This window comes from Micromonospora maris AB-18-032, from assembly GCF_000204155.1.
In the GTDB taxonomy this organism is placed as follows: Bacteria; Actinomycetota; Actinomycetes; order Mycobacteriales; family Micromonosporaceae; genus Micromonospora; species Micromonospora gifhornensis.
The window spans coordinates 5,043,165-5,063,247 of record NC_015434.1; the positions used below are offsets into that span (position 1 = coordinate 5,043,165).

22 protein-coding genes are annotated in these 20,083 nt (G+C 70.5%); 11 read left to right on the top strand and 11 right to left on the bottom strand.

Annotated elements, in window-relative coordinates:
- Positions 1–120 precede the first annotated feature (120 nt).
- The 4 genes from VAB18032_RS22160 (at position 121) to VAB18032_RS22175 (ending at position 3,820) form a co-directional block, all read left to right on the top strand.
- The gene (locus VAB18032_RS22160) at positions 121–1,911 is read left to right on the top strand and encodes a RelA/SpoT family protein (RefSeq protein ID WP_013735160.1); all 1,791 of its coding nucleotides are present in this window, start codon (positions 121–123) and stop codon (positions 1,909–1,911) included.
- Between the two features lie 70 nt (positions 1,912–1,981).
- Entirely contained in the window at positions 1,982–2,524 is a 543-nt protein-coding gene (locus VAB18032_RS22165; RefSeq protein WP_013735161.1) for an NUDIX hydrolase, read from the top strand.
- A gap of 59 nt (positions 2,525–2,583) precedes the next feature.
- Positions 2,584–3,435 carry a nucleotidyltransferase family protein gene (locus VAB18032_RS22170; protein WP_013735162.1) on the top strand — a complete coding sequence of 284 codons (852 nt, stop codon included), beginning with the start codon at positions 2,584–2,586 and terminating at the stop codon, positions 3,433–3,435.
- Positions 3,436–3,532: 97 nt separating this feature from the next.
- Positions 3,533–3,820 carry an Lrp/AsnC family transcriptional regulator gene (locus tag VAB18032_RS22175; protein ID WP_013735163.1) on the top strand — a complete coding sequence of 96 codons (288 nt, stop codon included), beginning with the start codon at positions 3,533–3,535 and terminating at the stop codon, positions 3,818–3,820.
- A gap of 229 nt (positions 3,821–4,049) precedes the next feature.
- On the opposite strand, the gene VAB18032_RS22180 is transcribed toward VAB18032_RS22175, so the two are convergent.
- The 5 genes from VAB18032_RS22180 to ctaE form a co-directional block, all read right to left on the bottom strand.
- The gene (locus VAB18032_RS22180) at positions 4,050–4,748 is read right to left on the bottom strand and encodes a DUF4142 domain-containing protein (RefSeq protein WP_013735164.1); all 699 of its coding nucleotides are present in this window, start codon (positions 4,746–4,748) and stop codon (positions 4,050–4,052) included.
- Positions 4,749–4,917: 169 nt separating this feature from the next.
- The gene (gene qcrB / locus VAB18032_RS22185) at positions 4,918–6,537 is read right to left on the bottom strand and encodes a cytochrome bc1 complex cytochrome b subunit (RefSeq protein WP_043721568.1); all 1,620 of its coding nucleotides are present in this window, start codon (positions 6,535–6,537) and stop codon (positions 4,918–4,920) included.
- A complete protein-coding gene (gene qcrA / locus VAB18032_RS22190; protein ID WP_013735166.1) occupies positions 6,534–7,610 on the bottom strand; it encodes a cytochrome bc1 complex Rieske iron-sulfur subunit in 1,077 nt (358 codons plus the stop codon). The genes qcrB and qcrA overlap by 4 nt, the downstream gene beginning before the upstream one ends.
- Positions 7,611–7,680: 70 nt before the next feature.
- On the bottom strand, positions 7,681–8,520 hold the full coding sequence (gene qcrC, locus VAB18032_RS22195; protein WP_013735167.1) for a cytochrome bc1 complex diheme cytochrome c subunit: 840 nt from the start codon (positions 8,518–8,520) through the stop codon (positions 7,681–7,683).
- A gap of 65 nt (positions 8,521–8,585) precedes the next feature.
- Positions 8,586–9,185, bottom strand: a complete 600-nt coding sequence (gene ctaE, locus VAB18032_RS22200) for an aa3-type cytochrome oxidase subunit III (protein ID WP_043721570.1) — start codon at positions 9,183–9,185, stop codon at positions 8,586–8,588.
- A 167-nt stretch (positions 9,186–9,352) separates the two neighbouring features.
- Between ctaE and VAB18032_RS22205 the strand changes: the two genes are divergently transcribed.
- The 4 genes from VAB18032_RS22205 to VAB18032_RS22220 all read left to right on the top strand — a co-directional run bounded on the left by VAB18032_RS22205 (position 9,353) and on the right by VAB18032_RS22220 (position 12,368).
- Entirely contained in the window at positions 9,353–10,276 is a 924-nt protein-coding gene (locus VAB18032_RS22205; protein ID WP_050814780.1) for a cytochrome c oxidase assembly protein, read from the top strand.
- A 164-nt stretch (positions 10,277–10,440) separates the two neighbouring features.
- A complete protein-coding gene (locus VAB18032_RS22210) occupies positions 10,441–10,839 on the top strand; it encodes a response regulator (protein ID WP_013735170.1) in 399 nt (132 codons plus the stop codon).
- Positions 10,840–10,920: 81 nt separating this feature from the next.
- Positions 10,921–11,976, top strand: a complete 1,056-nt coding sequence (gene trpD / locus VAB18032_RS22215) for an anthranilate phosphoribosyltransferase (RefSeq protein ID WP_013735171.1) — start codon at positions 10,921–10,923, stop codon at positions 11,974–11,976.
- 203 nt (positions 11,977–12,179) lie between these two features.
- Positions 12,180–12,368 (top strand): hypothetical protein, encoded by a 189-nt coding sequence (locus VAB18032_RS22220; RefSeq protein ID WP_013735172.1) that lies wholly within the window; start codon positions 12,180–12,182, stop codon positions 12,366–12,368.
- A 257-nt stretch (positions 12,369–12,625) separates the two neighbouring features.
- Here the strand turns inward: VAB18032_RS22220 and VAB18032_RS22225 are convergent, their stop codons facing one another.
- Together VAB18032_RS22225 and ctaC are read right to left on the bottom strand one after the other, a co-directional pair.
- On the bottom strand, positions 12,626–13,054 hold the full coding sequence (locus tag VAB18032_RS22225; protein ID WP_013735173.1) for a cytochrome c oxidase subunit 4: 429 nt from the start codon (positions 13,052–13,054) through the stop codon (positions 12,626–12,628).
- Between the two features lie 10 nt (positions 13,055–13,064).
- A complete protein-coding gene (ctaC, locus tag VAB18032_RS22230; RefSeq protein ID WP_013735174.1) occupies positions 13,065–14,036 on the bottom strand; it encodes an aa3-type cytochrome oxidase subunit II in 972 nt (323 codons plus the stop codon).
- 193 nt (positions 14,037–14,229) lie between these two features.
- On the opposite strand from ctaC, the gene VAB18032_RS22235 reads away from it, so the two are divergent.
- Together VAB18032_RS22235 and VAB18032_RS22240 are read left to right on the top strand one after the other, a co-directional pair.
- Positions 14,230–15,381, top strand: coding sequence for a cysteine desulfurase family protein (locus tag VAB18032_RS22235; RefSeq protein ID WP_013735175.1), 1,152 nt, complete (start codon positions 14,230–14,232; stop codon positions 15,379–15,381).
- Entirely contained in the window at positions 15,378–15,602 is a 225-nt protein-coding gene (locus VAB18032_RS22240; protein WP_013735176.1) for a sulfurtransferase TusA family protein, read from the top strand. Before VAB18032_RS22235 ends, VAB18032_RS22240 begins: the two co-directional genes overlap by 4 nt.
- A gap of 47 nt (positions 15,603–15,649) precedes the next feature.
- On the opposite strand, the gene VAB18032_RS32150 is transcribed toward VAB18032_RS22240, so the two are convergent.
- The 4 genes from VAB18032_RS32150 to VAB18032_RS22255 all read right to left on the bottom strand — a co-directional run bounded on the left by VAB18032_RS32150 (position 15,650) and on the right by VAB18032_RS22255 (position 18,817).
- Positions 15,650–15,814 (bottom strand): hypothetical protein, encoded by a 165-nt coding sequence (locus tag VAB18032_RS32150; RefSeq protein WP_157626874.1) that lies wholly within the window; start codon positions 15,812–15,814, stop codon positions 15,650–15,652.
- A 106-nt stretch (positions 15,815–15,920) separates the two neighbouring features.
- Positions 15,921–16,898, bottom strand: coding sequence for a carbohydrate kinase family protein (locus VAB18032_RS22245; protein WP_013735178.1), 978 nt, complete (start codon positions 16,896–16,898; stop codon positions 15,921–15,923).
- A gap of 227 nt (positions 16,899–17,125) precedes the next feature.
- Positions 17,126–17,494: an iron-sulfur cluster insertion protein ErpA gene (gene erpA / locus VAB18032_RS22250; protein ID WP_013735179.1), complete on the bottom strand. Its 369-nt coding sequence runs from the start codon at positions 17,492–17,494 to the stop codon at positions 17,126–17,128.
- 183 nt (positions 17,495–17,677) lie between these two features.
- Positions 17,678–18,817 (bottom strand): glycerate kinase family protein, encoded by a 1,140-nt coding sequence (locus tag VAB18032_RS22255; protein ID WP_013735180.1) that lies wholly within the window; start codon positions 18,815–18,817, stop codon positions 17,678–17,680.
- A 68-nt stretch (positions 18,818–18,885) separates the two neighbouring features.
- Here VAB18032_RS22255 and nadA point away from each other — a divergent pair, with 68 nt between their 5' ends.
- The gene (gene nadA, locus VAB18032_RS22260) at positions 18,886–20,061 is read left to right on the top strand and encodes a quinolinate synthase NadA (RefSeq protein WP_043721578.1); all 1,176 of its coding nucleotides are present in this window, start codon (positions 18,886–18,888) and stop codon (positions 20,059–20,061) included.
- The last annotated feature ends 22 nt before the right edge of the window (positions 20,062–20,083 follow it).

Genomic DNA, 20,083 nt, shown 5'->3' on the forward strand with positions numbered 1-20,083 from the left:
CGATCGGACTACGTCGACTCACTTAGTCTGTTAAGGGAGTGCAGTCCTGCCCGTTTCGAGGTTCTGCTCCCGGTTGCCGATCCGCTGGCGCGCCGGTGCGGAAGTGAGGGGGTGTCCCACGTGGACGTCGACGCCGGACGCGGCGGCGCCCTGCGGGGCGCACTTCCCGCCCAGCCAGGCGAACTACCGCTCGCCCGCCGACTCCGGTCGCTGCTGAGCTGGCCGACCACCGACACCGAGCCGGTGGGGCAGCTCGTCCGCACCCACCGCAGCATCCATTCGGGTGCCGATCCCGCGGTGCTGCGCCGGTCGTACACGATCGCCGAGAACATGCACCGCGGCCAGTTCCGCAAGAGCGGGGAGCCGTACATCACCCACCCGCTCGCGGTCGCGCAGATCTGCGCCGAGCTGGGCATGGACACCACCACGCTGGTCGCGGCGCTGCTGCACGACACCGTGGAGGACACCCGCTACACGTTGCAGGCCCTCGCCGAGGATTTCGGCCACGAGGTGGCCCACCTGGTCGACGGGGTGACCAAGTTCGACAAGGCGTTCTACGGTCAGGCCGCCGAGGCGGAGACCATCCGCAAGATGATCATCGCAGCCGGCAAGGACGTCCGGGTGCTGATCATCAAGCTGGCCGACCGGCTGCACAACATGCGCACCCTGGGCGTACGCTCGGCGGCCTCGCGGGAACGCATCGCCCGCAAGACCCTCGAGGTGCTGGTACCCCTCTGCGACCGGCTGGGCATCCAGACCCTCAAACGGGAACTGGACGACGTGGTGCTGCTGCACTTGGAGCCGGACGAGCACGCCCGCATCGCCCGCCACGTGCACGACCGCCCCGGCTGGGACAGCTACCTCAACGACGTGGTGGCCCAGGCCAAGGTGGCGCTGCGGCGAAGCCGGGTCGACGCCCAGGTCGCGCCCCGACCCCGGCACCTCTACTCGATCTGGAAGGACACGGTCGCCGGCGGCCACACCGTGCCGTACGACCTGCCCCGCATCACCGTCGTGGTGGACGGCCCGGCCACCGACTGCTACGCGGCCCTCGGCGCCATCCACGGGCTGTGGCGACCGGTGCCCGGCCGGTTCAAGGACTTCATCGCCTCGCCGAAGAACAACCTCTACCGCTCCCTGCACACAAGCGTCTGCGGCCCCCGCGACCGCACGGTGGAGGTGCTGATCCGCACCGAGGAGATGCACCGCTCGGCCGAGTACGGGGTGGCCGCCGACTTCCGCTTCCCCCGCGCCAGCGGCGCGCCGGCGGCCCGCACCGAACAGCTCGACTGGTTGCGTCGGGTGCTGGACTGGGAGCAGGACGCCGCCGATCCGGCGCAGTTCCTCCAGTCGCTGCGCTGCGACCTGGCCGAGGCACAGATCCAGGTGGTCGCCGACGGTCGGCAGATCGTCCTGCCGGCCGGCGCGACCCCTGTCGACCTGGCCTACGAGCTGGGCACCGACCGGGGCGAGCGATGTCTCGCCGCCCGGATCAACGGTCGACTGGTCCCGCTCTCCTCCGAGTTGGAGGAGGGCGACGTGGTCGAGATCTTCACCGAGACCGACGAGGAGTGCTCCCTCGACGCCGAAGTCGCCCCGCGCGGCCCCCGCCGCGAGTGGCTCGGCTTCGTCAAGTCGCCGCACGCGCAGATGCAGATCAACCGCTGGTTCGCCGAGCACAGCGAGCCCGGCATCTCGATCAGCGACAAGGTCCGGCTGGGCCGGGCCACCATTGGGCTCGCCCTGCGCCAACACAACCGAGGGCTGGCCAGCGACCTGCCGCTGCTGCGGCTGTCGGAGGAACTCGGCTACCCCGACCTGGAAACCCTGCTGGTCGCGGTCTTCGACCGGGTGCTCGAACCGGACGCCGTCGTACGCCAACTCATCGACCTCGTCGACCATCGGCAGTAAGGCGACCACCGGCAGTGACGCACCGCGTTCCTCGGGCGCGAGCGCGTCTCGCGGCCACTAGCCTGAAGCCATGACCCCCCGCTCGCGCCGCATCGGACGCGCCGTCGCATACCAGGTCTTCTATCGGCTTCCGCCGTCGGTACGGCGTCGGCTGGTGCGGCTGGCCGTGCCGAAGTACATCGTCGGCGCGGTCACCCTGGTGCACGACAGCGAGGCAGCGGGCGCGGGTCGACTGCTGCTGCTGCGCCAGCCACCCGGCCGAGGCTGGTCGCTGCCGGCCGGTCTGCTGCAACGCGGCGAGAACCCGGCCGTGGGCGCGGCCCGTGAGTTGCACGAGGAGTCGGGCGTACGCCTCTCCCCCACCCAGTTGACCCCGGCGACCCCCAACGCGGTCGTCCACGCCAAAGGCTGGGTGGACGTGGTCTTCACCGCCAAGGTGCCGGCGTCGAGCACCACGCTGACCGTGGACGGGGCCGAGGTCTTCGAGGCCGCCTGGCACCCGCTGGACGACCTGCCCAAGCTGACCTGGCCCACCGCGCGGCTGCTCGCCTACTACGACATCGGTCCACTGGCCGGGCAGTTCCCGCCACCACTACCCGACACCCTGCCATGACCAGCCCACCGCCAGCACCGACGTCCTCGGCGTCCTCGGGCGGGCCTGGGGAGGGGGCCGTGGCCAGCCTCGACGGTGGCCTGTGCGCGGTGGTGCTCGCCGCCGGGGAGGGCACCCGACTGCGCCCGCTGACCGAACGGCTGCCCAAGGCGCTCTGCCCGGTAGGCAACGTGTCATTGTTGGATCGCGCGCTGGCCCGGCTCGCCGGGCTCGGCCTGACCGGGCCGCAGCAGGTCGCCGTCAACGCCTGCTACCTCGGTGACCAGGTGGTCGAGCAGGTCGGCACCCGAGCCCACCTCTCGGTGGAGCAGGGCACTCCGCTCGGCACCGCCGGTGGAATCGGCAACCTGCGAGACTGGATCGCCGGTCGGGGCGTACTGGTGGGCAACGCCGACGCGTACCTCGCCGACCCGACGTCGCCGCCCGGGCCGGACATCGCCGCGCTGCTGCACGACTGGGACGGCGAATCCGTACGCCTGCTCGGCCAGCCGGCACCCGACCCGACGACACCGGGCACCTTCGACGGGCACCTGTTCACCGGCTTCTCGCTGCTGCCCTGGCGGCTGGTCCGGGAACTGCCACCGACCTTCGGTGACCTGGTGCGGGCAGTGTGGCGCCCCGCCGAGGCGGCCGGTCGACTGACCGTGGTCCCCTACCCGGGCACCTTCTACGACACCGGCACCCCCGCCGACTACCTCACCGCCAACCTGCACGCCGCCGGCGACGACAGCCTGGTCGATCCGACCGCCACGGTCACCGGTCACTGCCACCACTCGGTGATCGGCGCAGGCGCCACCGTACGCGGCACGGTGACCCGCTGTGTGCTCTGGCCCGGTGCCACAGTCCACACGGACGAGAATCTCCACGACGTGATCCGAGTCGACGAAAACCTCACCGTCCCAACATCCTGACCCGCTTCGGAGCCCCCGGCTTGACCGTCCCAGCAGCCCCGATTCCGTCGGCGGGCCCTAGCATGGGCGGGGAAGACCGACGAACGGAGAACCTCCAGTGATCACCGCGATCGTGCTGATCGACTGCGCCACCGACGCGATTCCTGAGGTGGCCGAGGCCCTGGCCAACCTGCCCGGGGTGAGCGAGGTCTACTCGGTGGCGGGACACGTGGATCTGATCGCCATGGTCCGGGTCCGTGAGTTCGACGAGATCGCCCGGGTGATCGCGGGCAGCATCTCCAAGGTGCCGGGCGTCCTCAACACCGAGTCCCACATCGCCTTCCGCGCCTACTCCCGCCACGACCTCGAAGAAGCCTTCGCCATCGGCCTAGCCGGCGCCGACTAACCCCCACCCTGCCTCGCCCTGCCCTGCCGTGCCCCGCCCTCAGCTCGTCGATCTTGCACTTTCGGTCACCTAATCGCACCTTTTGGTGGTGAATGCCTCGACCCAAAGTGCAAGATCGGCGCGGAGAGCGCGCGGGGAGAGGGGTGGGGAGAGCGCGCGGGGAGGGGGGTGGGGGTGGGTGGGAGCCGGCCCAGCCTGGGTGGGCTGGGCCGGCTGGTTGTGCTGTTGGTCAGCTCTGCTGGGGCGCCGGGCTTTCGGTGATGGTGCTGCCCGGAGCCGGGGCCTCCTCGGTGGAGGTGCCACCCGGAGCCGGCGTGGTGCCGCTCGGGGCCGGCGTGGTGCCACCCGGAGCCGGGACGGTACCGCCCGGGCCGGGCGTGCCGCTCGCGCTGGCCTCCGGCACCGGGATGCCGAGTTCCTCAGCCAACTGCACCAGAGCGTCGTAGTGCGCCTGCAGGACCGGCAGAGCGGTCTGCGCCAGCTGGACCACCTGAGTCTCGGTACCCTGCGAGATCTCCGTCTGGGTGGCCTGGATGGCCTGGAGGTGGCCGGCCAGCCCCTGGGTCACCCAGAGCCGGTCGAACTCCTCACCACTGGCGTTGTTCAGCTGGTCGAGAGCCGTCCGCTGATCAGGAGTGGGCTCGTTCGGCAACTGGACGTTGAGCTGCCCGGCCAGGTCCTTCACCTGCTTGTCCAGGTCCTGGTGATCGGTGACGATCATCTGCGCGAGATCCTTGAGCTGTTGGTTCTGCGCCTTCTTCTCGGCCAACTGGCCGGCCTTGACCTCGTAGAGGTTGACCTGGTGGATCGCTTGCAGGTACTGGGTGTCCTGCTCCGACGGCTGCGCCGCCGCCTGCGCTGCTGCGGCGGGTGCGACACCCACCAGCACCAGTGCGGCCAGCAGGCCGAGGCGTTTGATACCCAACATGCTTCCTCCCCGTTGAGACGTTGGACCGCACGGATACCCGGCTGACCGGGGTTATTCCTGCGATCCGGTGACGGGCGGGAAGCTCCGACGGGGCGGCGAAGGGCGGGAAAAGGGCGTGGCGCCCGCCGGATCACTCCGGCGGGCGCCACGTCCGACTGTGCGAGTCGACTCAGCTGCGGCTGTCTCCGCTGCTGATCTCCTCCCGCTCGGCGCGGGGCTCGACCGGCGGGTGCCCCGGCGAGACCGGCGCTTCGGCCGGCTTCTCGATCGGGTAGAAGAAGCCCCGGATGGCCGGGCCGAGCGCCCCGAGCCGGTTCATCTTCTTCGGCACGACCCAACCGGCGTACGGCAGCTCGCCGTGCTCACCACCCGAGCTGAGCGGCTGGTGCACCTCGACGAACCGGCCGTCGGGCAGCCGTCGGATGATGCCGGTCTCCACACCGTGGGCCAGCACCTCCCGGTCGTGCTGCTGCAGGCCGAGGCAGATCCGGTAGGTGATGTAGTACGCCACCGGCGGCAGGACCAGCAGACCGATCCGGCCGGCCCAGGTCATCGCGTTCAGGCTGATGTGGAACTTGTCGGCGATGACGTCGTTCGCACCGGTGAGCGTCAGGATCACGTAGAACGTGATGGCCATCATGCCCAGGGCGGTACGGAACGGGACGTCGCGGGGACGCTGGAGCAGGTTGTGGCTCCGGTAGTCCTTCAGGTAGCGAGCCTCCATGAACGGATAGAACAGGGAGAGCATGACCAGGATGCCGGGTAGCACCACTGTCGGCCAGAACAGCGGCGGAATCACGTAGCCGTCGCCGATCGGGATGAAGATCTCCCAGTCCGGCATCAACCGGGTCGAGCCGTCCAGGAACATGACGTACCAGTCGGGCTGGCTGGCCGCGGAGACGACCCACGCCTCGTACGGGCCGAACAGCCAGACCGGGTTGATCTGGAACAGACCGCCCATCAGCGCGATCACGCCGAAGACGACCATGAAGAAGCCGCCCTGCTTGATCGCGTACCGGGGGAACATCCGCTCGCCCACGACGTTGCCGTTGGTCCGGCCCGGGCCCGGCCACTGGGTGTGCTTCTGCTTGAAGACCAGCCCGAGGTGGACGCTGATCAGCGCGACCAGCAGGCCGGGGATGAGCAGCACGTGCGCGATGAAGAACCGGCTGATGATGATCGTGCCGGGGAACTCGCCGTTGAAGACCGAGGAGGTCACCCAGGAGCCGATCACCGGGATGGAGAGCATGATCGCCGAGGCGATCCGCAGGCCGGTGCCGGAGAGGCCGTCGTCCGGCAGCGAGTAGCCGGTGAAGCCGGCCAGGAAGCCGACCCAGAACAGCAGCGAGCCGATGATCCAGTTGGTCTCCCGCGGCTTACGGAACGCGCCGGTGAAGAAGATCCGGAGCATGTGCACCACGATCGCGGCCATGAACAGCAGCGCGGACCAGTGGTGCATCTGCCGCATGATCAGGCCACCCCGGACGTCGAACGAGATGTCCAGGGTCGAGGCGTACGCGGCCGACATCGGCGTGCCCCGCAGCGGAGCGTAGCTGCCGTTGTAGATGACCTCGGTCATCGCCGGCTCGAAGAAGAACGTCAGGAAGACACCGGTCAGCAGCAGGACGATGAACGAGAAGAGCGCGATCTCGCCCAGCAGGAACGACCAGTGGTCCGGGAAGACCTTGTTCAGCAGCCGGCGCAGCGGGGTCGCTACCTGGAAGCGCTCGTCGACGGCGCGGCCGGTCTTGGCGGGCATCGCCGCCATGTCAAACTTGCGCCGCTTCACGGCCGCTCCCAGAAGTCGGGCCCGACAGCCTCGGTGTAGTCGGACTTCGCCACGAAGTAGCCCTCAGCGTCCACTTCGATCGGCAACTGCGGCAGTCGCCGGCTGGCCGGACCGAAGATGGGCTTCGCGTTGTCGGTGATTAGGAACTGCGACTGGTGGCACGGGCAGAGCAGCCGGTTGGTCTGCTGCTCGTACAGGCTCGCGGGGCAGCCGGCGTGCGTGCAGATCTTCGAGTACGCGGCGTAGTTGCCCCACATGTAGTCGCCGTGGCCGACCCGCTCGTTGTTGCGACGCGACTCCTCGGCGTCGGCCTCGCGCAGGTGGATCAGCAGGGTGGGCGAGTCGGCGTGCAGGTTGCTCACGCCGTGCTCGATGCCGGGGAAGACGGTGATCTGGCCACCCGAGCTGATGTCTGCCGGTCGGATCGGCCGGCCGTCCTCGCGGACCAGTCGGATCTTCCGGCCCTCCTGCGGGCTGAAGCCGGTGGTCATCATCTGGTTGTTCTTGTGCGGGTTGGAGATCAACCCACCCACCAGCGGCGCCGCGGCGACCGCGCCGACCGGTGCCAGGCCGGCCAGCAGCGAGACGCCGAGCAGCGGACGGCGCTTCACGCCCAGCTCGTCGGCCATGTACGCCATGGTCTGTCCGGTGATCCGCTGGTCGTCGGCGGACACCGCGCCCTCGTGCCGGTCCTGGATCGACACCTCCTTGGGCAGCAACTTCTTGCCCCAGGTGAGGATGCCGAAGCCGAGGCCCAGCAGGGCGACTCCGAGGGTGAGGCCGAGCAGCGGGGTGTAGAGCTTGTCGCCGCCGCGACCCATCTCGTACTCCCACGGCCACCAGATGTAGACCACCAGGAAGGCCGTCGCGGCCAGGCCGGTGAGCAGGAACATCGCGGCCACCGTACGGACCAGCCGGCGCTCGGCCTTGCTGCCCGGCACGACCTGCGGCTCGTAGTGCACGATCTCGATGTCGTCCCGGCGAGCGCCCTCACGGACGATGTCGAACTGGCTCAGCCGGGGGTCGTTCACGTCTACCTGCTCGTGGCCCGGGTGGGCCGTGTGGGTGCTCATGCCGCCACCTCGCTCCGCTCGGCGCCGGCACGTGGCGGCACCACAGCACTGACTCGGGAGATCAGTTCGGTCACGACTTGCCTGCGATCCACAGGCTGGTGAAGACCAGCGCGACGATGCCGATCAGGAAGATCGCCACACCCTCGGTCGACGGGCCGTAGCGGCCCAGGTTGAACACGCCGCCCGGGTCGCTGTCGTGCTTCAGCGACTGCTGGATGTAGGCGATGATGTCCGCCTTCTGCTCCGGCGTGATCTGGTTGTCGCCGAACACCGGCATGTTCTGCGGTCCGCTCAGCATCGCCGCGTAGATCTGCCGGTCGGTGGCCGGCGAGAGGCTCGGCGCGTACTTGCCGGAGGAGAGGGCACCGCCGCCGCCGCTGAACGCGTGGCACTGGGAGCAGTTGATCCGGTAGAGCTCACCGCCCACCGCGACGTTGCCGTCGGCGTGCAGGTTGTCACCGGCCGGCACGACCGGGCCGCCACCCAACTGCTGGATGTACGCGGCCAACTGGTCGATCTCGTCGGGGCTGAACACCTCGGGCTTGCGCTGCGCCTGGGCCTCCTGCCGCGCCATCGGCATCCGGCCCGTGCTGACCTGGAACTCGACCGAGGCCGCGCCGACGCCGATGAGGCTCGGCCCGCGCCCCTCGACCCCCTGCGCGTTGCGACCGTGGCAGGTCACACAACTCACGTCGAACAGCGCCTTGCCGTCGGCGGCGGCCCCGCTCAACGGCGGGTTGTCCTGCGCCGACGCGCTCGGAGCCAGAAGCGTGTACGCGCCGCCGGCCAGCATCAACGCGGCGACCAGCCGGACCGCGGCACCCAGCCGGCGGCGGCCCCTGCTGCGTGCCACGGGCCGCCCGCGCAGCCGCGCGAGCAGACCGCGTCGGCGGTCGTTGTCAGAAGTCATGAGCTGTGTCCTTAACCGGTTGGACCTGTCTCAGGGGGTGGAGCGACGGCGCGCGGGCGCCAAGATCACTGGAGCCAGTAGATCATGGCGTAGAGCCCGATCCACACGACATCGACGAAGTGCCAGTAGTACGACACGACGATCGCCGAGGTGGCCTGCGCCGGGGTGAACCGGCCCATCGTGGTACGGATCATGAAGATCACGAAGGCGATCAGACCACCGATCACGTGCAGGCCGTGGAAGCCGGTGGTGAGGTAGAACATCGAGCCGTAACCGTCTTCGTTGATCTTGATGCCGTGGTGCACCAGCTCGCGGTACTCGTTCGCCTGACCCATCACGAAGATCAGGCCCATCACGAAGGTGATCGTGAACCAGCGCCGCAGCGCGTGCACGTCACCTCGCTCCGCCGCGAACACGCCGATCTGGCAGGTGATCGAGGAGAGCACCAGGATCAGCGTGAAGGTCGTCGCGTACGGGACGTTGAGTACCGCGGTGTGCTTCTCCCACTGCTCCGGCGCCGCCGCGCGGATGGAGAAGTACATCGCGAACAGCGCCGCGAAGAACATGAGTTCGCTGGAGAGCCAGACGATCGTCCCGACGCTGACCATGTTGGGACGCGTCAGGGAGTGGATCCGGCTCTTGTCAATGGCTGGGGCCGCAGTCACGCGGTCATTATTGCCCTTGACCACGGCCGGCGATCAGCGGGGGGCCAAACCCAGGGGCAGATGGCCCGATCGGTACCGTCCGGTTCGCCTGACCTAGGCTGATTGGCGTGCTGCACGTCGATCCGATCTTCCTGGCCGCACCGGCCGCGCCGCAGCTCACGGCGGGCCTGCCCGGCCCCGGCGGCGCCTCGGTGCTGGCGGCCGAGGGCGCCCTGCCACCGTTCTCGGTGACCACAGTGGTCACCGAGGCCCGGCTGGACAACTGGCTCGCCGTCGTCCTAGTGCTCGCCGCCGGTCTCTACCTCTACGGAGTGAACCGCCTGCGGGTACGCGGCGACCGCTGGCCGGTCGCACGTACGGTCTTCTTCCTGGGGCCCGGCCTCGGCGGCATCGCCTCGGTCACCCTCACCGGCCTGGGCGCGTACGACACCACGCTGCTGTCGGTGCACATGGTCCAGCACATGGTGCTGTCCATGGTGTCGCCGATCTTCCTGGCGTTGGGCGCACCGGTGACCCTGGCCCTGCGGACGCTGCCGCCCAGCCCGCGCAAGCGCCTGCTCGCGGTGGTGCACAGCCGGATCGCCCGGATCTACAGCTTCCCGCTGGTGGCGTTCGCCATCTTCGTGGTCAACCCGTTCGCGCTCTACTTCACCGACCTGTACCGCTACACGCTGGAACACGGCTGGGCGCACGAGCTGGTGCACGCGCACTTCATCATGACCGGCTGCGTGTTCTTCTGGCCGCTGCTCGGCCTGGACCCGCTGCCGGGCCGCTGGCCGCACCCCGCCCGGGCGCTGCTGATGCTGCTGTCGGTGCCGTTCCACACCGTGCTCGGGCTGACCATCATGCAGAGCAGCACCCTCTTCGGCGGCGACTGGTACCCCTCGCTGGGTCTGAGCTGGGCCGATCCGCGGGAGGACCAGGTGCTCGCCGGCGGCATCCTGTGGGCCGGTGGCGAGTTCGTCAGTGTGACCATGCTCGCCGTCCTGGTCGTGCAGTGGATGCGCCACGCCGAACGGGAGGCCCGCCGGGTCGACCGCGAACTCGACCGCCAGGAGGCTCGCCAGCGCGCCGCCGAGGCCACCGGCTGACCTCGCCGACCGTCACGGGGGGCGTGCGGCGCAGGGCACACCGACCGGTACGATCGGCCACGCAGCTACGAGGTGAAAGCCGTCTCGAAGCCATCAGCGGGCGGGTCATCCGGCTCGCCGCGATCCTCGGTGGCGAGCGGCAGGAAGCGAAGCGGAGTGTCGGCATGAGCGATCGTCTGTGCACCGTCCTGCTCTACAGCGACGACCCGCAGGTACGGGACCGGATGCGGCTCGCCGTCGGCACCCGCCCCGCGGCCGATCTGCGCATCGAGTTCGTCGAGGCGTCCACCTACGCCGAGTGTGTCCGGCTGGTCGACGACTACGAGATCGACCTGATGCTGCTCGACGGCGAGGCCTCCCCCGGTGGCGGCATCGGCATCGCCCGGCAGATCAAGGACGACTTCGACGAGGCGCCCCCGACCTGTGTGGTGATCGCCCGGGCCGCTGACCGTTGGCTCGCCGCGTACGCCGAGGTCGACGCCACCCTGGTTCACCCGCTCGACCCGGTGACGGCCGCCGCCACCGTGACCGAGCTGCTGCGGACGCACGCGCCCGCCGCCTGACGTTCCGCACCGGCACCGCCACGGCGCCGGGACGAGCCGGCGCCGGTCCCCACCCGCACTCGTCTGCTCGGGAGGCCCGCAATGGGCGAACGGACCTGGCCGCACCTGCTCACCGCGCTGCTGCGCGGGGAGGAACTCTCCGCCGCCGACACCGCCTGGGCGATGGGCGAGATCATGTCCGGCGCGGCGGCGCCGGTGCAGATCGCCGGCTTCGCCGTGGCGCTGCGTGCCAAGGGCGAGACACCGGCGGAGTTGGGCGGGCTGGTGGAGGCGATGCTCAGCCGCGCTGTCCCGGTCGGCCTCCCCGAGCAGGTACGCGCCAGCGCGCTGGACGTGGTCGGCACCGGCGGAGACCTCGCCCACACGGTGAACATCTCCACGATGACCGCCCTGGTCGTCGCCGGTGCCGGGGTACGGGTCGTCAAGCACGGCAACCGGGCCGCGTCCTCCTCCTGCGGCACCGCCGACCTGCTGGAGTTCCTCGGCGTACCGTTGGATCTCGGCCCCGAGCAGGTGGCCCGGTGTGTGGCCGAGGCGGGCATCGGATTCTGCTTCGCCGCCCGGTTCCACCCCGGCATGCGCCACGCCGGCCCGGTCCGCCGGGAGCTGGGCGTGCCGACCGCGTTCAACTTCCTCGGCCCGCTGACCAATCCGGCGCGTCCCCGCGCCGGCGCGGTCGGCTGCTTCGACGCCACCATGGCTCCGGTGATGGCCGCCGTGTTCGCCGCCCGAGGCGACTCGGTGCTGGTGATGCGCGGCGAGGACGGCCTGGACGAGTTCAGTACCGCCGCGCCGACCCGCTTCTGGGTCGCCCAGGGCGGCACCGTCAGGGAAGCCCTGGTCGACGCGACCGACCTCGGGGTACCCCGGGCCACCCTCGCTGACCTGCGGGGCGGTGACGCCGCGTACAACGCGCAGGTGGCCCACCGTCTGCTCGCCGGTGAGTCCGGCCCGGTCCGCGACGCCGTCCTGGTCAACGCCGCCGCGGCGCTGGCCACTCAGGGCCCGCTGGACGGCGACCTCACCACCGCGCTCCGCGCCGGCCTGGACCGCGCCGCCGAGTCGATCGACTCCGGCGCCGCCGCCCGCACCCTGGACCACTGGATCAAGGTCGCCCAGAGCATCCAGACCTCCTGACCAACCCCGCTCGCCCCCAGTGGGGGCGGCAGAGGTGTCGGAGCGGCGTGGGAAACTACAGGTGAGTAATTCCTACGATCGTCCCTCGGCCCCGCACCGTCGAGCCGGAACGCAGCGGTCCCACGCTACGACGGCCACCCCGGTGCCCCCGCCGGCCGGCAAGCGCCGCCGCGACCAGGGCCGAGCAGCAGGAGGAGGTCTATATGGCCGAGCGCGAGCTGCACTGCGACACCTGCGAAGGCCCACAACTGTTCGAGGTGCCGCCCTGCCTCGACGGCCACGGCCCCACCTGCCCCGAACTGGCCTGCACCCGCTGCGGCACCGCCCTCTTCCTCGCCCCCACCCCCACTCCCCTCCGCCACCCCCTCCCCACCCCCCGCCGCGCCGCCTAACCCCCTCCCCCTCCCTCCTCTCCCTCTCCCACGCCCCCTTTCCGCGTCGATCTTGCACTTTCCGTCCCCGCAAAACGCCACATCCCTGACAAAAGCGCGACCGAAACTGCAAGATCGACGCGCAGGGGCGCGCGAGGGACGCGCAAGGGGCGGGGACGTGCAGGGTGAGGGGCGCGGGTCGGGGCGCGCGGGGTGGGAATGCGCGAAGGCCCGCCTCCTGAAGGAGGCGGGCCTTCGTGGGTGTCGGGGTGGGTGGGTCAGTGTTCGGCGGTGCGGCGGGTGCCGCTGTAGTACTCGAACAGCAGGCCGCAGGCGGCGAAGATGACCGCGACGGCACCGAGGCCGAGCAGCCACATCTGCCAGAAGACCAGACCCAGACCGGCGATCGTGGCGGCCAGCGCCAGCCCGAACGGCCAGTAGCTGCCCGGGCTGAAGAAGCCGATCTCGCCCGCACCGTCGGCGATCTCACCGTCCGGCCGGTCCTCCGGACGCAGGTCGATGCGCCGCGAGACGAACCAGAAGAAGCCGCCGCACATCGAGCAGAGCAGGAACGACAGCAGCAGGGCCACCGTGCCGATCCACTCGACGCGACCGCCGGAGTCGGCCCAGGTCCAGCCGCCGTACAGGACGGCCGCGAATAGCAGGAACGCGGCAATGGTCAGGAAGATGCGCCACTCGGTCTTCATGCCCGTTGCCTCAGCTTCCCGCGCCGACGGGCGCGCTGCCCTGGTTGAAGTTGTCCTGGGTACGCCGCGTCTCGAACGGCTTGGTGGTGATCGCGTACGGCTCCTCACCGATCGCGGTCAACGCCTCCTGGGTCGAGGCACCGTCCTGCTTGGCCGCGAGGAAGCGGTCGAAGTTCTCCGGCGAGACGACCCGCAGCTCGAAGTTCATGAAGGCGTGGTAGCTGCCGCACAGCTCGGCGCAGCGGCCCACGTAGGCGCCCTCGGACTCCAGCGAGGAGACCTCGAAGACGTTGCGGATGCTGCCGGGCATGACGTCCCGCTTGAACAGCATCTCCGGCACCCAGAACGAGTGGATGACGTCCTTGCTGGTCTCCTCGAACCGGATGGACCGGTTGCTCGGCAGCACCAGGATCGGGATGACCTCGCTGGTGCCCAGCACCGAGGCGGTGGTGTTGGCGTCGACGCCCTGGCCGTCGCGGTAGTTGAACTGCCAGTTCCACTTGAAGGCGACCACCTCGACCGTCACGTCGGGGTTGCGGGTGGTCTTCACCACGTCGGTCTGCACGATCGCGGTGTAGTAGAAGAGCACGGCGACGATCAGCACCGGCGCGATGGTGTAGAGGAACTCCATCGGCAGGTTGTAGCGGGTCTGCACGGGCAGCTCGTTGCCGCGCTTGCGGTACCGCACCACGCACCAGAAGATCAGGCCCCAGACGAAGACACCGACCGCGAGCGCCGCGATGCACGAGGCGATCCACAGGTCGTACATCCGCCGGGCCTCCGGGGTGATGCCACCCTGCGGCCAGCCGAAGCCCCCGAACGCCGCGCCGACGTCACAGCCCGTGAGCAGGACCAGCAGCGCCGCCCCACCGAATCCGAGCCCGGCGAGACGCCCGGCACGACGCCCCCGCCGAGCACCGGCTCCCGGGGATGCGTTGTGCCGTACGGCCGTCGGCCGTACCTCCGAACTCCTTGCGACCACCTGGTCCTGCCTCCCTAGCGCGCCGCGGTGTCTTCATCTGGCCGGCTCCGCCGAGCGGAGCCGCCACACCAGCGGCAAAGGCGTCACCGACGGTCGCAGATTACTCGACCATGACGGGCTCGACCCGGTTGGGGTCAGTGTCCGCCCCCGACGGGGGATCTTGTCGCGGCGCAGGGCGATAGCGTGGGTAGATGTGATTCCATCCTCGGTCTACCTGGACGCCGCCACCGCCGCGCCGCTGCACCCGGTAGCGCGGCAGGCGCTGCTGGCCGCCCTCGACGACGGTTGGGCCGACCCCGACCGGCTCTACACCTCCGCCCGGCGGGCGCGCCAGTTGCTCGACGCCGCGCGCGAGGCCGCCGCACAAACCCTGGGCGTACGCCCCGACGAGCTCTCCTTCACCAGCAGCGGTACGACCGCAGCCCACTCCGCCGTGCTCGGCGGCCTGCGAGGACGACGACGTGCCGGTGCCGTGCTTGTGCATTCGGCGATCGAGCACTCCGCGGTGCTGCATGCGGCGCAGCAGCACACGGCGGGCGGTGGTACGGCCGTCGAGGTGCCGGTCGACCGGCTCGGCCGGCTGGACCTGGACGTCTGGTCGACGGCGGTCACCGGCTCGGGGGTGGCGCTGGCCGCCCTGATCGCGGCCAGTCACGAGGTGGGCACGCTCCAGCCGGTGGAGGCAGCGGCGGCGGTCTGCGTCGATGCGGGGGTGCCGCTGTACGTCGACGCCGCCCAGTCGGTGGGGCGGATGCCGGTGCCGCCGGGCTGGTCGGTGCTGACCGCGAGCGCCCGCAAGTGGGGTGGCCCGCCCGGCGTGGGGCTGCTGGTGGTGCGCAAGGGCACCCGCTGGGAGTCGCCCTGGCCGGCCGACGAGCGTGAGTCGGGGCGTACGCCCGGCACGGTGAACCTGCCGGCGGTGGTCGCGGCGGCGGCGAGCCTGCGCGCGGCGGCGGCCGACGCGGCGGCTGAGGCGGCCCGGTTGACGCCCCTGGTGGACCGGATCCGGGCCCGGGTGGCGGCCGAGGTGCCCGACGTGGAGGTGGTCGGTGATCCCGAGCACCGGTTGCCGCACCTGGTGACCTTCTCCTGCCTGTACGTCGACGGCGAGGCGCTGCTGCACGCGCTGGACCGGCGTGGCTTCGCGGTCTCGTCGGGCTCCTCCTGCACCTCCTCGACGCTGCGCCCGTCGCACGTGCTGGAGGCGATGGGGGTGCTCTCGCACGGCAACGTCCGGGTCTCGCTGCACTCCGGCAGCACCGAGGCGGACGTGGAACGGTTCCTCGCCGAACTGCCCGGCATCGTCGCCGACCTGCGGGCCCAGGCCGGGGTGGTCGGGCTGTGACCGCCGAACCGGACGAGGTCCTCGACTGTCTCGGTCAGCGCTGCCCGCTGCCGGTGATCGCGCTGGCCCGCCGGCTGCCGGCGCTTCCGGTCGGCGCGGTGCTGCGGGTGCTGGCTGACGATCCGGCGGCGGCGGTGGACATTCCGGCCTGGTGCCGGATGCGTGACCAGGAGTTCCTCGGCACCACCGGCACCGCCCACCACGTCCGCCGCCGACAGTGAAAGGAAGGGCACCTTGTTAACGCCTCGCGCATAGGCGGGGCCCCCGGTTAACAACGTGATGCCCGCTGATCGTGCAGATCGGTGTAGACCGTGACAGCCCGGGTATCGACGACCGTCTCGTAGCTGGCGCCCTCGGGCAACACCGTCGATGCCGCCGACGGTGCCGCGACGGAGACCGGCTCGCCGGCCGTCGACCAGCGCATCCCGGTCACCGCCGCCGCACCGAGGACGACAACAGCTACTCCCGCTGTCGCCAGTCGACGTCGTACAGGCGGGAGTCTAGAAGTACGAGACCAACCGGACGCGTGCCGGCGACGGTCAGGGCAGCAGGTGCGGCCGGATCTCGTCGGCGGCCTCGTCGCCGTACGACTCGGCGAGGCGCTTGACGAACAGGTCCCGCCGCACCTGGTACTCCTGGGTGCCGACGGTCTCCAGCACCAGCGTGGCGAGCAGCGAGCCGACCTGGGCGGCGCGTTCCAGCCCGACGCCCCAGGACAGCGCGGTGAAGAAGCCGGCACGGAAGCCGTCACCGACCCCGGTGGGGTCGACCGCCTGCGCCTCCCGGGCGATCGGTACGTGGATCGGGTCGATGTCCCGCCCCACGATCTCCACCCCGCGCTTGCCCAGCGTGGTGACCCGGATCTTGACCCGGTCCAGCAGTTGATCGTCGCTCAGCCCGGCCTTGCTCTGCAGCAGCGACTTCTCGTAGTCGTTGGTCATCAGGTAGTCGGCGCCGTCGACCAGCCCGACCACGTCCGTGCCGTCCATCCGGGCGAGCTGCTGCGACGGGTCGGCGGCGAACGGGTAACCGCGCTCCCGGCACTCCGCGGAGTGGCGCAGCATCGCCTCCGGGTCGTTGGCGCCGACCAGCACCAGGTCGAGCCCGCCGAGGCGCTCGGCGACCGGCTGCAACTCGATGTTGCGGGCCTCGCTCATCGCGCCCGCGTAGAACGAGGCGATCTGGCACATGTCGGTGTCGGTGGTGCAGACGAAACGCGCGGTGTGGGCCACCTCGCTGACGTGCACCGAGTCACAGTCCACCCCGTGCCGTTCCAGCCAGGAACGGTAGTCGGCGAAGTCGGCGCCGACGGCGCCGAGCAGCACCGGCCGCAGCCCGAGCTGCCCCATGCCGAACGCGATGTTGGCCGCCACCCCGCCGCGACGCAGCACCAGGTCGTCCACCAGGAAGGAGAGCGACACCTGGTGCAGCTGGTCGGCGATCAACTGGTCAGCGAACCGACCCGGAAAGCTCATCAGGTGATCGGTAGCGATCGAGCCGGTTACGGCGATCTTCATGGCAGCCCTCAGGGTCGATAACAGAGCCCGAACAGCCTACCGCCCCCACCCACCGCCCCACACCCATCCACCCCCACCCCACCCGCCTTGTCGATCAAGAGGTTTTGGTCGGATGTCGGCGACTATCCGACCAAAACCTCTTGATCAACAAGGGGCAGTGGCTGGTGGGGGGACGACGAAGGGGACGGCCTTCGGCCGTCCCCTTCGTCGTGGAGTGATCAGCTGGGTCAGCTGAACGAGTCACCGCAGGCGCAGGAGTTGCCCGCGTTGGGGTTGTCGATGGTGAAGCCCTGGGCGTCGATCCGGTCGGCGAAGTCGATGGTGGCGCCGGCCAGGTACGGAGCGCTCATCCGGTCGACGACGACCTCGACACCGTCGTAGTCGGTGACGACGTCACCGTCGAGGGAACGCTCGTCGAAGAAAAGCTGGTATCGCAGGCCGGAGCAGCCGCCCGGCTGCACGGCAACCCGGAGCCGCAGGTCGTCGCGGCCTTCCTGCTCGATCAGGGCCTTGACCTTCTGCGCCGCGACGTCGGTGAGGACGACGGACGTGGGGGCCTTGGCCTCGGTCGACTCGGTCTGCGCTGGCGTGGTCACGTGGAATTCTCCCTGCGCGCGTTCGGTGTGGTCTTCCCCTGGCCAACATCATCCGCCGGTCAGCGATTCCCACAGTGGTCCAGTTCTCGATTGTAGGCCGCCGACGGCCCCGTCACCCGATGGCGTGACCAGCCGCTCTGCCGGGGACCGCGGCCAGCGGCCAAACCGGGGCCTCCAGCAGCGTCAGCGGCTCCACTGGCGGGCCAACCGGGCACCGAGCGCCCGAAGCCCCTCCCCCGGGCGTTCCAGGGCCGCGCTCAGGCCGCCGCGCTCCTCCCCACCGAAGTGTTCCACCAGGCTGTACGCCTCGGTGACCCCGACCGAGGCGGCCTCCCGCCGTCCGGTGCTCACCTGACCGGCCAGCACGACGCACGGTACGCCCTGGTCACGCGCTGCCCCGGCGACGCCCGCGACCACCTTGCCGCGCAGCGACTGGTGGTCGAACTTACCCTCCCCGGTGATGACCAGGTCGACACCGTCGAGCGCGGCGTTCAGGCCGACGGCCCGGCTGACCAGCCCGATCCCGGACTCACAGCGGCCACCGAGGGCCAGCAACGCCGCCCCGATGCCGCCGGCCGCGCCCCCGCCCGGCAGCGCACCCAGGCCGCTGGGGCAGCCGGGCACCTGCTGCTGGAGCACCTCGGCCCAGCGTTGCAGGGCGGCGTCGAGCAGCAGCACGTCGGCCCGGTCGGCGCCCTTCTGCGGCCCGAAGACGTTGCTCGCCCCGTGCAGCCCGAGCAGCGGGTTGTCGACGTCGGTGGCGGCGATCAGCCGTACGTCGCGCAGCCGGGGTGCCCCGTCGAGGGTGGCCACGGCGGTCAGCGCGGCGCCACCGTACGGCAGGGCCGTCCCGGTGTCGTCCAGCGCGACGGCACCCAGCGCGGCGAGCATCCCCGCGCCGCCGTCGTTTGTCGCCGAACCGCCCAGCCCGACCACCACCGTGCGGGCACCGGCCTCCACCGCGGCCGTGATCAGCAGCCCCAGCCCGTACGAGGTGGTGGTCCTCGGGTCGCGCTCGCCCGCGTCGAGCAGGTGCAGCCCGCACGCCTGTGCGCTCTCCAGCCAGGCGGTCGCCCCGTCGTCGGTGAGCAGGATCTCACCGGGGACCGGACGGCCCAGCGGGTCGACGGTGGCCACCGGGATCCGCCGACCGGGCAGCGCCGCGGCGAGCACGTCGACGAACCCGGGTCCCCCGTCGGCCAACGGCCTGACCAGCAGATCGTCGTCGGGGGCGATCTCCCGCCAGCCGTCGGCCACTGCGGCGGCCACCTGAGGTGCCGACAACGTGCCGGCGAACTTGTCCGGACAGAGCAGTACGCGCATGCCTGGCAGTGTGGCAGCCCACAGCGGCGAGGGCGGCGCACGTGCCTCGCTGTGGGACCATGGAGGGCGTGACGTCGACCTGGGTTGAGCCCTCAAACACCGCCACTGCGTTGCTGCTCCTCGGCCGCGGCAGCGACCCCGCCACCGAACGTGGCGTGGAGTGTCCGGGTGACCTGCCGGCGCCGAGCGACCCCGACCTGGTGGCCCGGGCCAGAGCGGCGAAGGCCGCCCTCGGCGACAAGGTCTTCGTGCTGGGCCACCACTACCAGCGCGACGAGGTGATCCAGTTCGCCGACGTGACCGGCGACTCGTTCAAGCTGGCCCGCGAGGCCGCCGCCCGGCCGGATGCCGAGTTCATCGTCTTCTGCGGTGTGCACTTCATGGCCGAGAGCGCCGACATCCTCACCTCCGACACGCAGCGGGTCGTCCTGCCCGACCTGGCGGCCGGCTGCTCGATGGCGGACATGGCGGCGCTGCCGCAGGTCGAGAATGCCTGGGACGTGCTCACCGAGTTGGGCATCGCGGCACAAACCGTGCCGGTGACGTACATGAACTCCTCGGCCGACATCAAGGGTTTCGTCGGCCGCAACGGCGGGGTGGTCTGCACCTCGTCGAACGCGAAGCGGGCCCTGGAGTGGGCCTACCAGCAGGGTGAGAAGGTGCTCTTCCTGCCCGACCAGCACCTGGGCCGCAACACGGCGGTGCTGGAGATGGGCTTCTCGCTTGACGACTGCGTGCTCTACGACCCGCACAAGCCGGGCGGCGGGCTCACCCCCGAGCAGCTGCGCGACGCCCGCATGATCCTCTGGCGCGGGCACTGTTCGGTGCACGGGCGATTCACCCTGGACAGTGTGAACGACGTCCGGGAGCGGGTGCCCGGGGTCAATGTGCTGGTGCACCCGGAATGTCGGCACGAGGTGGTCAACGCCGCCGATCTGGTGGGTTCGACCGAGTACATCATCCGGACCATCGAGGCGGCGCCGGCCGGTTCCGCGTGGGCGATCGGCACCGAACTGAATCTGGTACGCCGGCTCGCGCTGGCCCATCCGGACAAGCAGATCATGTTCCTCGACCGGGCGGTCTGCTACTGCTCGACGATGAACCGCATCGATCTGCCGCACCTGGTCTGGGCTCTGGAGGAGCTGGTGGCGGGCCGGGTGGTCAACCAGATCACCGTCGACGCCGACACCGCGCACCACGCCCGGGTGGCCCTGGATCAGATGCTCGCGCTGCCCGGCGCTTGACCGGACAGCAATCACTCTCGGT